General features: G+C 41.7%; 10 protein-coding genes. 6 read left to right on the top strand and 4 right to left on the bottom strand.

What is annotated here, in order from left to right; genetic code table 11:
• Together ACEZ3G_RS06395 and ACEZ3G_RS06390 are read right to left on the bottom strand one after the other, a co-directional pair.
• A complete protein-coding gene (locus tag ACEZ3G_RS06395) occupies positions 1-2106 on the bottom strand; it encodes a PorP/SprF family type IX secretion system membrane protein (protein WP_432424616.1) in 2106 nt (701 codons plus the stop codon).
• A 5-nt stretch (positions 2107-2111) separates the two neighbouring features.
• On the bottom strand, positions 2112-4361 hold the full coding sequence (locus tag ACEZ3G_RS06390; RefSeq protein ID WP_432424615.1) for a T9SS type B sorting domain-containing protein: 2250 nt from the start codon (positions 4359-4361) through the stop codon (positions 2112-2114).
• A 277-nt stretch (positions 4362-4638) separates the two neighbouring features.
• Here ACEZ3G_RS06390 and ACEZ3G_RS06385 point away from each other — a divergent pair, with 277 nt between their 5' ends.
• On the top strand, positions 4639-6324 hold the full coding sequence (locus tag ACEZ3G_RS06385; RefSeq protein ID WP_432424614.1) for a glutamine--tRNA ligase/YqeY domain fusion protein: 1686 nt from the start codon (positions 4639-4641) through the stop codon (positions 6322-6324).
• A 206-nt stretch (positions 6325-6530) separates the two neighbouring features.
• Here the strand turns inward: ACEZ3G_RS06385 and ACEZ3G_RS06380 are convergent, their stop codons facing one another.
• Positions 6531-7457, bottom strand: a complete 927-nt coding sequence (locus tag ACEZ3G_RS06380) for an SPFH domain-containing protein (RefSeq protein ID WP_432424613.1) — start codon at positions 7455-7457, stop codon at positions 6531-6533.
• A gap of 162 nt (positions 7458-7619) precedes the next feature.
• Here ACEZ3G_RS06380 and ACEZ3G_RS06375 point away from each other — a divergent pair, with 162 nt between their 5' ends.
• From ACEZ3G_RS06375 to ACEZ3G_RS06365, 3 genes are all read left to right on the top strand, one after another.
• On the top strand, positions 7620-8516 hold the full coding sequence (locus tag ACEZ3G_RS06375) for an RES domain-containing protein (RefSeq protein WP_432424612.1): 897 nt from the start codon (positions 7620-7622) through the stop codon (positions 8514-8516).
• A gap of 58 nt (positions 8517-8574) precedes the next feature.
• Positions 8575-9024 carry a hypothetical protein gene (locus ACEZ3G_RS06370; RefSeq protein WP_432424611.1) on the top strand — a complete coding sequence of 150 codons (450 nt, stop codon included), beginning with the start codon at positions 8575-8577 and terminating at the stop codon, positions 9022-9024.
• A 71-nt stretch (positions 9025-9095) separates the two neighbouring features.
• Positions 9096-10049, top strand: a complete 954-nt coding sequence (locus tag ACEZ3G_RS06365; RefSeq protein ID WP_432424610.1) for a hypothetical protein — start codon at positions 9096-9098, stop codon at positions 10047-10049.
• A gap of 135 nt (positions 10050-10184) precedes the next feature.
• Here ACEZ3G_RS06365 and gltX read toward each other — a convergent pair whose 3' ends face one another.
• Positions 10185-11729, bottom strand: a complete 1545-nt coding sequence (gene gltX / locus ACEZ3G_RS06360; RefSeq protein WP_432424609.1) for a glutamate--tRNA ligase — start codon at positions 11727-11729, stop codon at positions 10185-10187.
• A 165-nt stretch (positions 11730-11894) separates the two neighbouring features.
• On the opposite strand from gltX, the gene ACEZ3G_RS06355 reads away from it, so the two are divergent.
• Complete coding sequence (locus ACEZ3G_RS06355; RefSeq protein WP_432424608.1) at positions 11895-15371, top strand: hypothetical protein; 3477 nt, start codon at positions 11895-11897, stop codon at positions 15369-15371.
• Complete coding sequence (gene ybeY / locus ACEZ3G_RS06350; protein ID WP_432424607.1) at positions 15364-15783, top strand: rRNA maturation RNase YbeY; 420 nt, start codon at positions 15364-15366, stop codon at positions 15781-15783. Before ACEZ3G_RS06355 ends, ybeY begins: the two co-directional genes overlap by 8 nt.
• The last annotated feature ends 4 nt before the right edge of the window (positions 15784-15787 follow it).

The raw sequence follows: 15787 nt of genomic DNA, 5'->3' as shown, positions 1-15787 counted from the left end.
TTAAGTCATTAAGTTTGGGTTGACACGCATGATCCACATTTTATCATCGTAGGCGTCATTAAGTTTTGAGTAGTATGATATTAGGGCGTTGTTCCATGATTCATGACGTTTGAGATATACATACCTCCAGTTATTTTCCGGGTTTACGAAATAACTCGCGCTTAGCCCATATGAGTTTAAAAGCTCAACAAAGCGTCGCGCATTCTTTGGATTGGCGAACACATTTGCGATAATATAGTAACCTGATCCGACACCATCGATCTTAAAGGTGCGGGCCTCGCTACTGGTATTGGCGATTTCATCATTGGCGACCACATTTTTTTGAAGTACATCGGTACCGTACTTGGTGGCTTTTTCTTTAAGTTTATCAACATTGTTGGCATAACGCTCATTGGTATATCGGTTATCAACGTTCATGATCCAAAGGTCGCCATCGTAGGTGCCGTCTATATTCGATTGATGTGCGGCCACCGCCTCTTCCCAAGTGTCAAAACGCTTTAGATATACATATTTGAGACCATTGTTCGGGTTGTCGATATAATCGGCCGACAGTCCCTTTTGGCCAAGATCATCAATGAATTTGGTTAGGTAGTGGCCACCTTTATAGACATTGGCTACGACATAGTACCCTTCTTGTACACCTTCTAGATTTCTGAATTTTCTACTTTTAATAGGGTCTTGCTGTACGTCGTTCAAAGATGGGGATGTGTTTTGTGCGCCGATGTTGTCTTGTGCAACGGTACGTTCGGCAACGGCATCGTTGCCCTTGGCCAGCACATCTTTTGGCAATGAAGAATTGACAGCGAGTGAAGAAACCCCTCCGTCGTTGCTATAGTTCCTTGTAGCTACCTGAGGTCGGTCGATTCCTGTCAAGAAGAGGTCTTCGGCCTTTTTTTCAAGGTCGGGCCGTTCACCGCTCGTTTCGTTACGCACCATTCGCATGACCATTTCAAAGCGGCGCTCCAAATCTTTTTGGCGATTGGCTTCGAGTGAATCTTGACGGAACATCAGTTCGGCGATTATCGCGTCGTTTTCGGCCAATTTTCTTTTCAATTGTTCTATTTCATCATTTGTGGCAAGGTCTTCTTGGGTCAATTCTTCGTTTTCCACAAGTTGATCGTTGTTTTCCTCTAACATAACACGGTCTTCTGTAAGGTTCGGTGTGAAAGAGTAGGCAAATGAAATTTCATGGGTAACACCAAGATTAATAAGATCTGAGGTGTACCCCTTTTCCATAGTATATCCTAAAGAGAGCCTTTTGTTGATGTTGAAGCCAACACCTGCGGAAGCACCATAAAAACTGTCGTAGCCTCCTTGAACCCATCCAAGTTTTGGCAGGTCAAGAATAAGGCTTCCACCTAGGGTAAAATCATCTTGATTGCCGAGGACGGGACTGTCTTTTGCGTTCATACGTACTCTTGCCAAAGGCATAAGCCTAGCGCTTTCCATGATACCCGACCCATTTTTGAACCGATGGGTATATTGTAGGTGGCCCGCATATGACTTGTCCTTAAATTCGGTTAGCTGTTCGCTTGTTTTCAGATTGTAATCGAATAAGTTTTCAGCGTATGCACCGAAATCGAAGTTTCCGAAGGAAAGATTGAAACCGGGTTGAAATGATAGAATATTACTGTCAACTGTCCCTAGAAGGGCTTGGTCGTTGGGATCTAAGGGAGAAGCACTATTTCTATCGAACCCCGTATTATAATAGGCAAGGTTCGCCCCAAAGGTGAAGTTGCTTTTATCACTTAATTTGACACCGTAAGCGTAGTTGGCCATTACCCCAATATTCGACACCAAACCTACCTGTTGCGAGTAAACGCTTAGCCCCAGCCCGCTACGGTCACCTATTCGTCCGCTATAACTCAAAAAGTACGTTTGATCGTTATTGTCAAATTGTACTGATTGGTTTCTATGAAGGAAATTAATGTATGACTTATCTTCCTGAACGGTCGAAAAGGTAGGGTTGATCAAAAACCGGTTATACTTTAACAGGTTTTGGGGCGCTACCTTTAAAGGTAAAATAGGATCTTCATTTTGGGCATTGGTCGGGGTCAACACCAAAACGGAAATCACTAGTAGTGCTATGAATTTGGTAAATTTCATTTTGGTTAGCGGATAACGGTTATGGTTCCTTGTTTAAGGGTTTCAGAAGCATTTTTTATGACATAGTAAAAAACCATATTCTGTTGTGGAAATGCCATTGAAGATTCGGGCCAGTTGTTCTGATAGTCCGTAACGTTCAGAAGTTCGATGCCCTTATCGTTATAAATGATGACATTTACGTCTGTCTTATTTGAGTATGAGTTTGGTAATATCCATTGATCATTGGCTCCATCGCCATTTGGCGTAATGACATTGGGCACTTTGAAGGTGTCTAGATATTCAACGGTTATTTGTCGGGTTACCTGACATTCGTCTATATTGGCGATTAAGGTATAATCGCCTTCACTAGTAAATGTAAAGCTGTCCGTAGTGCCTATTTCATTGTTGTCGCTATCATACCAGCGATAGGCGGTACCGCCGCTTGCGGTTACGACCCTTGACGTTCCTTCGGGAAAAATTATGGTATCCGAGGGATTAAGTGTTATCAGGTTGGGATCCAGAGGGGTAATCGTGATTTCGTTTGAGATGAGATCACATCCATTTTTAGCTATTACTAGCCGATAGACACCAGTTTCTGTAATGCTCAAAGCGAAATCTGTCGTATTGATGTCGATGCCGTCCCTTTGCCAGGCAAAAGATTCTGTTGTAAGGTCAGTGGTGGTGTCTATTGTTATTGGGTTGGCCGAACTACAGAAAACGGTGCCCGAACTTGTTATGGCGATTGTTTCATTTGTCAAGAGCTGCACGGCAAGGGAGTTTGAGGTTGCAGTGTATGTGCTTAAGTTGCCTTCAAGAATATAATTACCGTTTTCGCCGGGATTTGTCAGACTTATGTTTTCGGATGTCGCTCCAGATACGTTCACGCCATCCTTTTTCCATTGATAAGTGAAACTTGATGACACATCGGAAGTCACATCGATTTTACTGTTATCGGCCAATACGGCATTGATAGTCTGTAATGCGAGAACGATATCGGTGTTGACACAGCTGGTATAAGCTGCCGCATAATCGATTGTAATTTCGAACGAAGCAGGTGTAACCACCGTAGTCGTTTCAGAGTTTTTGATCGTTCCAGGGCAAGTGCCACCGCCTTGAGTTATCTCGGCATAGTAAGTGCCTTCTTGAGAGGCGTCGTACGAAGCTCCGGTCGCTCCTGCAATTTCAATATTGTTGCGAAACCATTTATAAGTGGGTCCTGTCGCAGTTGTTGAAATACTCAATGTCTCGGTCTGGGCCGGAAGCAATACAACATTGGGGTCATTCAACCTTGTAACCGTAAAGCCGTCGGAATTGGTCATTGTTATTGCGGCAGACCTTTCGGTACAAATTGATGAACTTGATATTTCGACTTGATAGTCTCCTTCAAAACCAGAAATAGAAGCGTCGACCGTAAATGTTGATGAGGTCGCTCCGGCAATGGCCGCCCCGTTCTTATACCATTTATAACTCCAAGAAGGATCCGTGGCGTTGATGCTGAGCGTTTCAGTATCTCCTGAACATAAGGCCGTTTTCGAAGGTGGGGTTATGAAGATACCCTGTCCCGAAGAACCAATGGTAACATCTACAATATTGGAATCCGTATTTCCCGAACCCGTACAGGTGTTGCCATAATCTATTACGGCCTGGTACATGGCCGATTGCGTTACGTTTAGCGTATGACCGCTCTCACCGGCCATGGGGCTACCGCTGCGATACCAAATATACTGATAGGTTTCTGGATTCGGAATGTTGTCGACCTGAAGGGTTACAGGCCCGGTAGAACAGATTTGCCCAGGTGGAACCCCATCACCAAGTTGGCTTATGTTCAGGTTGCCCGTAACATCCATATAGTACATTTCGTAAGCGGCCGATTCAGGGCTAGTTGATACCGGATCGGTACTTCTTACCCTCATTTTATAGCCATTGCCCCGGGTATTCGTGGGTAGGGCAAATGACATTAAAAAAGTATTGTTCGTATTTTGGTCATCGACCCTGCCCAATTCTACGGCACTCGCAAAACTGCCGTTGCCATCTGAAAGCTCAAGAACGAACTCGTTTGTGCTGTTCGCCGTTCCGGCCCATGTTATCTCTACAAAGTACTCGTTGAAAGATTCTTGGGCGCAGGCCGCCGTCCAAGGATCATTCCCTGGATAGTTGGGGTTATCGGCGGGCACAGGTGCATCAGGAACAATTACTTGGGCCTGAATCTGTACAGAAGCTAGAACTAGCATAACTGGTATCAAAAAACGTACGGAATAAAATAATTTAGTTCTCATAAGAGGTTGTGGTTTTGTGTGGGTCCGTGGTTTCCGTTTTGGGAACAGTCTGATGCTTTTAGGGTTTTACGATTATAACGGGTGGGGAAAACATGTAAATAGTTGGCCCAATCCTATGTATTCAACAACAAATATGTTATTTAATTACCCCGCAAAGAATTTAATGTTGTGGGCGCAATTAAAATTGTTGTGAAAAGCTTTTATTGTGGAGTGAGGCTGTATTAGGGGCTACCATTACGGCATTTTTCCTACTTTTGTGCTGCTAAAAAAATGCGCTATGAGCGATAAGCCTAAATCACTGAATTTTATAGAGCATATTATTGAGGAGGACTTGGCCAACGGTTTGCCAAGAGAGGATCTAAGGTTTAGATTTCCACCCGAACCGAATGGCTATTTACACATTGGTCATGCTAGCTCCATTTGTTTGAATTTCGGACTTGGACAACGCTACAAAGCGCCAGTCAATTTGCGATTCGATGATACCAATCCTGCAAAGGAAGAGCAAGAGTATGTCGATGCCATAAAACGGGATGTCGAGTGGTTGGGCTATTCATGGGATACCGAACGGTATGCTTCTGATTATTTCCAACAGCTATATGATTGGGCGGTTTTATTGATTAAAAGGGGCATGGCATATGTCGATAGTCAATCTTCTGATGAGATTGCCGCTCAAAAAGGGACTCCAACAGAACCTGGAACGAATAGTCCGCACAGGGATAGAACGGTGGAGGAAAACCTTGATCTTTTTACAAAGATGAAGGAAGGAGCTTTTGAGGAAGGAGCACATGTGGTTCGGGCCAAGATAGATATGGCTTCCCCCAATATGCTTATGCGAGACCCCATTATGTACAGGGTTTTGAAAAAAGCGCACCACAGAACAAATACTGATTGGTGTATTTATCCGATGTATGATTGGACCCATGGCGAGAGCGATTATATCGAGCAGGTTACCCATTCATTGTGTACCCTTGAGTTTGCCATGCATCGTGAATTATACGATTGGTTTTTGGATCAAGTATACGAACCGAGTAAAGTGCGCCCTAAACAAAGGGAGTTTGCCAGAAGAAACCTTAGCCATACCGTTGTCAGTAAGCGGAAACTTCTTCAGTTGGTCGAGCAGGGGGTGGTAAAGGGTTGGGACGACCCTCGTATGCCAACCATTTCAGGACTGCGGAGACGGGGCTATACCCCTGAATCGATTCGGAATTTTGCAGATACCATCGGAATCGCCAAACGAGAGAACCTTATCGATGTTTCGCTTCTTGAGTTCCATGTGCGCGAACATTTGAACAAAATCGCGCCTAGGGTTATGGGTGTTTTAGACCCGGTAAAAGTGGTTATTACAAATTATACCGAAGGGTATGAAGAGTGGCTCGATGCAGAGAACAATCCGGAGGATGACGCTGCTGGGTTTAGAAGAGTGCCTTTTTCAAAAGAGCTTTATATTGAGCGTGAGGACTTTAGGGAGGAAGCGAACCGGAAATTTTTTCGATTGAAATTAGGAGGGGAGGTCCGTCTTAAAAATGCCTACATTATAAAAGCGGAAAGCTGTACCAAAGATGCGGAGGGCAACATAGTTGAAATACAATGTACGTATGACCCCAAAAGCAAAAGTGGCAGCGGAACGGAAGAAAGCCTGCGAAAAGTCAAAGGCACTTTGCACTGGGTTTCGGTAAAGCATGCTTTTGAGGCCGAAATACGATTGTATGACCGACTGTTCACAGATGAAAGCCCAGATACGCATAAAAACAAAAATTTTCTGGATTTTGTCAACCCAGATGCCTTGAAGACCATTACCGGATACTTGGAACCGAGTTTAAAGGAAGCCAACATCGGTGATAGGTTTCAGTTTCAGCGGTTGGGCTATTTTTGTGTGGATCCCGACTCGACTTCCGATAAAATGGTTTTCAATAGAACGGTAGGCCTACGTGATACTTGGGCCAAAATCAAGGAAAAACCTTGAGATCGATAATAGTTATCGACTAAAATATACCGATTGAGATTTTCTATCAAGAAAGACTTGTTTTAAAGCCATTTAAAAGCGTTTTGGCTTAGTCCTGACCCAGTGCGATAGCGCGGCTTCAAACAGATCAATAGGGCCGTTTAATTCGATTTTTAGATTGATTTTGGTTTTGAACATTAAAATTTGCCAAAGTCAAGACAAACGGATTATTCTTTTTTCCTTGGATTGCCTTTTTTCATTTGCTCACCGATCATATTACTTGCGGTAAACGAGGCCACCATGTTGTTCAGCATATCGCTTCCGGCCTGTGGCGAGTTGGGCAGCAGGATCAAATTGGTATTGGTTTCTTCGCCGATCGATTGCAAAGTGTCATAATGTTGTGTTACCACAATTAGGGCAGATGCTTCTTGAGAGTTGATACCGACCTTGTTCAGAACCTCTACAGATTCTTCGAGACCCCTCGCAATTTCACGTCGCTGATCGGCGATACCCTGACCTTGCAACCTTTTGCTTTCGGCCTCGGCCTTTGCTTTTTCAACAATAAGTATGCGCGCCGCATCTCCTTCGAATTGTGCTGCAATTTTCTCACGCTCCGAGGCGTTGATGCGGTTCATCGCCGCTTTTACCTGCGCATCTGGGTCGATATCGGTAACCAGGGTCTTGATAATATCGTAGCCATAGTCGAGCATCGCATCTTGAAGCTCACTTTTCACCGCTATTGCTATATCATCTTTTTTCACGAAGACATCATCCAGTTTCATTTTAGGCACTTCGGCCCTGACCACGTCGAATACATAAGACGTTATTTGATCGTGAGGGTATTCAAGTTTGTAAAAGGCCTCGTATACTTTATCCCTGATAACGACATATTGGACCGAAACTTTGAGTTTTACGAACACATCGTCAAGCGTCTTTGTTTCGACGATAACATCCAATTGCTGAATCTTGAGTCCTATTCGGGCCGCGATACGATCGATTAACGGAATTTTCATTTGTAGCCCTGAGTGACGTATACTTTGAAACTTTCCAAAACGCTCAATAATCACTGCGGTCTGCTGTTTAACGATAAAAAAAGAGGAAAAAAGAATGATAAGACCGAAAAAAAGTAACGGAATAAAAATAAAACTACCCATAGCTTGCGATTTTAGTTAATGGAATGAATTTACGAAAAGCTTGTGGTATATAGGTCGTTGGGGGCCTTTATTTGTTACAAGGGTGTTTGGGATTCATTATCTTAGGCATATGATAAGATTATAATCATTGATTATAGACAACTGTTGTACGCAAGCTGAACAATGAGTAAATCCAAAATAAGAAGTTTAAGCGAAGATGAATTAAAGTCGGCAATTGCTGAACTGGAAAAGAAATACCCAATACATACAGTACCTGAAAACTATGAAGCAATCTATAAGGAATGTGTGAATACTTTAGGAGGCCTTTTTTCTGAACATACTTCAATCAATGATGAAAAAAGAAGGTTTTTTTTCATGAGAGTAAGAGATGCCTACACGTTTAAAAATCAAAATGAGGTAAACGACCCAAAACAATATTCTTACAAGTCTGCAAAAATTTGCACTGATATTGGAAGAGCTCATCTGCCCCACCATCCAGTTTTTTATGCATCTGATTCATTCGAAACCGCAATTAAGGAAATAAAAAAACCTTCAGTAGACAAGTATTACATATCTATTTGGCATACCGATGAGATTTCTTTGGAAAAACTAAATTTTTTATCAGCGACTTCAATCAAATCAAAACGCTTGATAAAATATTTTGAAACTTTTATGTCTGACATAGATAAGAAATTCCCAAACTATGATGGGTTTAATAGAAATAGGTTAAAAGCCCATGTGCGAGCATGGAGTGATTTATTTTTATCTAATAATTATACATTATCAGCGTCAATAGCACATCAAAAACTTTACAATTCGAATAGTCAATTTGACATAATAACATATTGTAGTGCGGTAGATAAATCTGGCATTAATTATGCAATTCATCCTCGGTTGGCTAATAAACTTAAACTTTACAAAGTGTTTTCGTCAATAACTGATGGTAATAAAACATCTGTCATGCAATGTGCACAACCTGGAAAAGATAATATACTTAAATGGCGTCAAGCTGTAGAATCTGATTTAATTGAAAATGACCCTTTCATTCCTACAGGCATAGATTCAAATCAAACAAGTTAAGATTATGACTTATAAATCATATCATCACAGTTCTGATAAGAAATCAATTATTAACAAAATGAGTAAGAACTGGATGATTGATTTGGCTTCAAATGAAATAAAATTGAAAAAAAGAACATGGTTCATTCAATTATTCCATTTCATAACCTGCAGAAGATATACAGTTAGAGAACTATATATATTTATATACAATGAATTCCATGCACCAGATAAAATAGCGGGAATGATGTCTTATAGTTATCCTATTGACCATGATAACATTAAGAAACCGAAAGGTGTACCATTTAACTATGTGATGCAAGGAGGTTGGACAATTCCGGAAAGTTCACTTAAAAAGTTAATAAAAGGACCTTTAATTTCTGAACATGGTTACGCTTTACTTGTAAAAGCTGATACAACTTCAGAAATAGCCTTTAGAACTGTTCTTAAAGTAATAGGTTGGTTAACAATACCTGGTGGATTATTCGGAACTTGGGAGTTTTTAAAATATATATTTAAATATTTATAATCCAGCGTACATTGATGCTATAGTGCATACCCTTCGGGATACGCACCATACACAGAACGTTACCTGCAAGAATGACGAAATTTAAACAGAAATATGGACTTTTAATTATCGGGATTGTACTCGGTATTGCTTACGGACTTGTAACAAGGTTAGTATTTGGACAAAAAGCAACTTTGGCTTCTGTGACATACTTGTTTATTATTCCGACCATTTTGGGAACTATTCCATTAATGTTTGCCGACAATGAAAAACTCAAATCATACAGAAACATAATTTTCATTCCTTGGCTTACGGTTGTGACATTCTTTTTGACCATGTTCTTATTTGGTATCGAAGACTTTATTTGTTTGTTGGTTCTTGCAGCACCATTTTTCATATTAGGAACAATTGGAGCATTGATTTTTAGAATAGTTCAGATTAACAGACAAAAAAGTAAAGGTAAACTACTAACCTTGGTATTGTTACCTTTTCTATTTGCACCTATCGAAGAATACATAAAAAGCCCTTCTGATACATATATTGTAAAAAGTGAAGTTATCATAGACGCAACACCTGAAAAAATTTGGGATAACATTGTAGAAGTACAGACTATCGACCCGAAAGAATATAATTTAGGATTTTTCAATTCAATCGGAATTCCCAGACCAATAAGTGCAGCTGTTGACAAAAAAGAACTTGGCGGACAAAGAATAGGAAATTTTGAAGGTGGTTTAATGTTCATTGAAACAATCACGGAATATGACGAGAATAAAAAAGTTTCATTCGACATAAAAATTGACCCTGCAACGGTTAGACAAAAAGTATTTGACCAACACGTTTTGAATGGTAACTATTTCAACTTTGTTGACGCAACCTACGAACTTACAGACTTAAAAAACGGACAAGTAAAATTGACACTTTCTTCAAGTTATCAGTTGACTTCAACAATCAATTTTTATGGTAAATTTTGGGGCGACATAATCCTGTCAGACTTTCAAGACAGACTATTAAAAGTAATTGAAAATAGATGCGAGAAGAATAAATAACAGGTGGTAACAATGTATAAAAAATAGGCGAAATAGCAATAAAATCAAGGCTTGTGACTCGTATCAAACTCTGTGCTTAACCGAAAGTTTAGCACTTCGAAATCGCCTACTTTTCATATACTAACCGTTGCACCATTATTCCAATACTTCCAACGCCCTTTCAAGCCTACCGAGTGTTTCCTCTTTCCCGATCAAAGCCATAATATCAAACAAATGCGGGCCTTTCATGGCTCCGACAATAATGAGTCGTAATGGCGGCATCACCTTGCCAAAGGAGAGTTCTTTGTTGGCAATCCATTCCTTTACGGTATTTTCAACGGTTTCAGAGGCAAAATCGTCAATGTTTTGTAAAACGGTCAAAAGCTCGGTCATGACGGTAGGCGTGTCTTCCTTCCATTGTTTTTTTACGGCCTTTTCGTCATAGGTCTCAGGGGCCACAAAGAAATAATCGGATAAGTCCCAAAAATCAGACACAAAGGCGGCTCGTTCTTTTATTAAGGAAACGACTTTTTCTACATACGAACTGTCAGGTCGAGCGGAGTCGAGACCTCCTTCGTCACTTCGACTTCGTTCAGTGTCTACAGAATGATTTTCCATATATTTCACGAACAAACCCGCCAATTCTTCATTGCTTTTTTCTTGCAGATAATGCTGATTATACCATTTGGTCTTATCGGGATCGAAGCGTGCCCCCGACTTGTTCACGCGCTCCAACGTAAAACTTTGGGTGAGTTCTTGCAAGCTGAAAATTTCCTGTTCCGTACCGGGATTCCAACCCAGAAGGGCCAAAAAGTTGACGACGGCCTCGGGAAAATAACCTGCTTCGCGATATCCTACGGAGTCTTTCCAAGACAAAGGAAATACTGGAAACCCCATTTTTTCACCATCCCTTTTGCTCAACTTTCCTTTGCCGACAGGTTTCATGATCAGGGGCAAATGGGCAAATTTAGGAGCCCGCCACCCGAACGCATCGTATAACTGTTGGTGCAGGGCCAAGGAAGGCAGCCATTCCTCACCGCGTATGACGTGGGTGATTTCCATTAAGTGGTCGTCTACAATGTTGGCCAAATGATACGTTGGCATTCCATCGCTTTTGAACAAAACTTTGTCGTCAAGGGTATTGGTGTCGATTTCTATTTTTCCCCTGACAAGGTCGGTCAACACGAGTTTTTCGTCCTGAGGGGTTTTAAAGCGAATGACGTATTCCTCTCCCGAATCCAGGCGTTTTTGGGTTTCTTGCTCGTTAAGCGATAACGAATTGTCAAGTTTTAGACGGTTGTGCCAATTATAGATAAAGGTTTTTCCTTTGGCCTCATGATCCTTACGATGAAAATCCAATCGTTCGGGGGTATCAAAAGCGTAATAGGCCTTACCTTGTTGCACGAGCTCATCGGCGTATTGGCTATAAAGGTGTTTGCGCTCACTTTGCCGGTAGGGTCCGAAACCTTTTTCTTTGCCGGGGCCTTCGTCAAATGGAATGCCACACCAGTTCAAGGAATTAATGATGTATTCCTCCGCACCTTCAACATAACGGTTTTGATCGGTATCCTCGATGCGCAGTATAAAATCACCCCCGTTTTTTTTTGCAAATAGATAGTTGAACAATGCGGTGCGAACACCACCGATATGAAGGGGCCCTGTCGGGCTTGGGGCAAAACGGACTCGGACTTTCTCTGGCATTTCAACAAATTGTAGGGCAAAGATAGGCGAAAGCAGCGCATACACAAACCGGTGCCCGCGGCGTTTGACTCTATAAAGAGCAAACCTTTAATTTTATCTTAAAAACCCAATGATCGGGGAATAAGGGCCATTTTTGCATTATCTTGGTATAGAAAACGTTCAAGTTTGAGGCAATATAACAACATACTACATAAGCTAAAGGAATTCACAAGAAGGTTCTATACCAAGATGTTGGTCAAGGGCACCTTGCTTTTTTTGGTGCTCGGGCTGTTATTTTTGATCGTGATACTTGGGGTAGAGTATTTTTTATGGATGAATTCCACAGGAAGGCTTATTTTGCTGCTCGCCTTTATCATCGTGGAAGGCTATCTTCTTTTTAGGTACATCTTGACACCTTTGTTCTACCTGTTTAGAATAAAGAAGGGAATCAGCAACAAACAGGCCTCAGTGCTAATTGGCACCCATTTTCCCGAAGTTGGTGACAAGCTGCTTAATTTGTTGGATCTCGCGGAAGATACCCAAAGATCGGAGCTGTTATTGGCGAGTATCGAGCAACGTTCCGAAAGTTTGGACCCCATCCCTTTTGCCAAGGCGGTAAATTTTGCTGAAAACCTAAAGTATGTGAAGTACTTGGCCATTCCGTTGGTCATTTTTATGTTGATAGGGCTATCGGGTAATTTGGGCGATTTTTTTGGATCGGCCAATCGTGTCGTCAATTATGATCTTGCCTACGAACCTCCGGCTCCCTTTTACTTTACTTTATTGTCGGACAAGTTGAATGTGCTTGAAAGCGAGACCTACACCGCCCAGGTGGTGACCGAAGGTGATTTAAAGCCAAAAGACGTTTATATCGTTATCGACGGAACGGAATTCCTGTTGCAGGAACAAGAAGGAATCTTTAAACATACCTTTTCGCCACCACTTTCGTCCACGGCCTTTTATTTTATGGCGAATGGTATAAAATCTAGGGAATATAGGTTAAACGTGCTCAAAACCCCTGCTATTCAAGACTTTGAAGTGGTATTGGATTACCCGGACTATGTCGACAAACGAAACGAAACTTTGAAAAGCACGGGAAATGCAACATTTCCTGAGGGCACCAAGGTGACTTGGCAGATTGTTGGCCGAGATACCGAACGTATCGATCTGATAACCGAGGATACCCTTAAAACCTTTGAAAACGATGGCACGAATTTTGGGCTCACCGAGCGTATTTATAAAAACTTCCCCTATCAATTGGCCACTTCGAACCGGAATGTGAGCAACTACGAGAAATTGGATTACCGTTTCACCGTTATCAAAGATGCCCATCCAACGATCAAGGCAACGCAGGTCATTGATTCATTGAACCCGAATGTTCTGTATTATATCGGGGAGGCTTCCGATGATTATAAAATTGCAAGGATTAATTTGGTGTGTCATCCCGATTCCAATAGTGATGATAAGCAGAGGATCGAACTTCGGACTCCCAATGTCAATTTTGAACAGTTCTATTATACCTTTCCATCAGGACTCGATTTGGAAGAGGGGCGGTCGTACAGCTTTTATTTTGAGGTTGTCGATAATGATGCCATACATGGGGGCAAGGTGAGCAAAAGCCGGATTTTTAATACGACTTTGCTCGATGGGGATCAATTGCGAAATAAAGAATTGGAGTCCCAACAAGCTATAATTGACAATATGGACAGGTCCTTGGAGAAGTTCAAGGAGCAAAAGAATACCTTGAACGAGATCAATACGGAGCAAAAGGAAAAAAGCCAATTGAATTTTAACGATCAAAATCAGATAAAGGATTTTCTTAAAAAACAACAACAACAGGAAAATCTGATGCAGAAGTTCAGTAAACAGTTAAGGGAGAACCTTGATAAGTCGACAGAGGAGGACGAGTTGAACAAAATGCTCCAAGAACGTTTGGAGCGGCAAGAACTTGAGGCGAAGAAGAATGAAAAGCTATTGGATGAGCTTAATAAGATTGCCGATAAGATCGATAAGGAAGAATTGGCCAAACGTTTGGAGGAGTTGGGAAAAAGGCAACAGAATAGCGAGCGAAACCTTGAACAGCTCTTAGAATTGACCAAACGGTATTATGTGGCCGAAAAAGCATCGCAGCTGGCAAGAGAGTTGGAAAAACTGGCCAAAAAACAGGAGATTTTGTCCAATTTGAATCTAGGGCAGGATTTTTCGAACAAGGAACAGGAACAAATGAACGATGATTTCAATAAAGTTGCTGATGAGCTTGATGAGCTTGAAAAGGACAACGCGGATCTTAAGAAGCCCTTGGATCTGAGTATAGACCCGAAGAAATCTGATGAGGTAAAAGAAGACCAGATGGATGCGTTGGAAGAAATCAACAAACATCGGGGAATGGAGGAGAGCTCTGAGTCTGGGGAGAAGGAGAAGGCCTTAAACAAGGCCAAACAGAAACAGAGGTCGGCGGCTTCAAAAATGCGGCAGATTAGTGAAAAATTGAAGTCGTCATCGGCTGCGGGGGGTGGTTCTGAAGAAACCGAAGATGCTGAGATGTTGCGGCAGATTTTGGATAACCTGATTACATTTTCGTTCAAGCAAGAGAATCTGTTCGACCTTTTAGAGGTAAATAGTGGTGAAGTTACGCAGTTTTCCAGATCTGTACGCGAACAGCAAGAGCTAAAGGCTATGTTTTCGCATGTTGATGACAGCCTTTTTGCATTGTCATTGCGTCGGGCTGAACTTTCCGAATTTGTAAATGAGCAGATTACCGAGGTATATTATAACATTGATAAGGCGTTGGAGAGTATGGCCGAGAACCAAATTCAGCAGGGGGTGTCGTATCAGAAGTATGTGCTGAACGCTTCAAATAGTTTGTCCGATTTTTTGGCGAATATATTGGATAATATGCAGCAGAGCATGCAAATGGGGAACGGTCAGAGCGATGGACAAGGGTTTCAGTTGCCTGATATCATCAAAAGTCAAGGTGAACTTAAGGAAAAGATGGAGGGAATGGGAAGTTCGGGTAAAGGTCAATCCGATTCTGGGAAGGAACAAGGAAAAGATGGGGAAGGTAATACCGGTGAGGGTCAATCCGATTCAAAAGGAGGCAAAAGTGGACAGAAGGGTGAAGAAGGTAGTAATGGACAGGATGGTCAGAATGAGGGAAATGGGAAACAGGGAAGTAAAGGCGAGCAAATGGGCGAGGGCCAACAAGGGCAATCGGGAGGTCTGAGCAATGGCGGGACTAGCGAGGATGAGTTACGGGAAATATATGAAATCTACAAAAGCCAGCAAATGTTGCGACAGAAATTGGAAGAGCAGTTACGTGATATGATAAAAAAGGATGATCGTAATCTGGGTGAAAGACTGCTACGTCAAATGGAGGATTTCGAGAATGATTTATTGGAGAATGGGGTTACGGAGCGTACACTGTCCAAGGTGAATACCATTCAATATGAACTTTTGAAGCTTGAAAATGCTGCTTTAAAGCAAGGGAAGAAGCAAGAGCGGGAAAGCAATACCAATACGATTGAGTTCAAAACTCCCATTACTACTAAGCCTTCATTATTAGAGAATTATCGCAATGAAGTTGAGATTTTAGACCGACAAGCACTACCTTTGCGGCGAAATTTTCAAAACAGGGTAAAGGAGTATTTTAAAAGCGATGATTGAGTTTCACTACGAGACTGACTTTAACATTGCCAATGAGGTTTATTATGCCGATTGGATAAGTAGGGTAATAGAATCAGAGCTTAATTTTCCTTCGCGGATTGATTTTATCTTTTGTGAGGATGGCTACTTGTTGTCCATTAATCAGGAATATTTGGACCATGACAACTATACCGATATAATTACTTTTGATTATTCGTCGGGAAAACAGATAGAGGGTGATATTTTTATTTCCGTTGACAGGGTCAAGGAGAATGCTGAGAAGTATGATGTTGATTTCGAAGACGAGTTGCTTCGGGTAATGGCGCATGGCGTTCTACATTTAATGGGATATGGTGATAAAGGCAGTGTTGAGACGGAAATAATGCGTGGGAAAGAAGACGAGAAGATTAAAATGTTCCACGTGGAACAATAGAAAA

This window comes from Meishania litoralis (assembly GCF_042611095.1).
GTDB lineage: Bacteria > Bacteroidota > Bacteroidia > Flavobacteriales > Flavobacteriaceae > Meishania > Meishania litoralis.
This window is presented reverse-complemented; position numbering and strand designations above follow the sequence as displayed.

Excerpts from the sequence above, each read along its gene's own strand:
- ACEZ3G_RS06395 (WP_432424616.1), bottom strand. The coding sequence starts at position 2,106 with ATGAAATTTACCAAATTCATAGCACTACTAGTGATTTCCGTTTTGGTG.
- ACEZ3G_RS06390 (WP_432424615.1), bottom strand. The coding sequence starts at position 4,361 with ATGAGAACTAAATTATTTTATTCCGTACGTTTTTTGATACCAGTTATG.
- ACEZ3G_RS06385 (WP_432424614.1), top strand. The coding sequence starts at position 4,639 with ATGAGCGATAAGCCTAAATCACTGAATTTTATAGAGCATATTATTGAG.
- ACEZ3G_RS06380 (WP_432424613.1), bottom strand. The coding sequence starts at position 7,457 with ATGGGTAGTTTTATTTTTATTCCGTTACTTTTTTTCGGTCTTATCATT.
- ACEZ3G_RS06375 (WP_432424612.1), top strand. The coding sequence starts at position 7,620 with ATGAGTAAATCCAAAATAAGAAGTTTAAGCGAAGATGAATTAAAGTCG.
- ACEZ3G_RS06370 (WP_432424611.1), top strand. The coding sequence starts at position 8,575 with ATGAGTAAGAACTGGATGATTGATTTGGCTTCAAATGAAATAAAATTG.
- ACEZ3G_RS06365 (WP_432424610.1), top strand. The coding sequence starts at position 9,096 with ATGACGAAATTTAAACAGAAATATGGACTTTTAATTATCGGGATTGTA.
- gltX (WP_432424609.1), bottom strand. The coding sequence starts at position 11,729 with ATGCCAGAGAAAGTCCGAGTCCGTTTTGCCCCAAGCCCGACAGGGCCC.
- ybeY (WP_432424607.1), top strand. The coding sequence starts at position 15,364 with ATGATTGAGTTTCACTACGAGACTGACTTTAACATTGCCAATGAGGTT.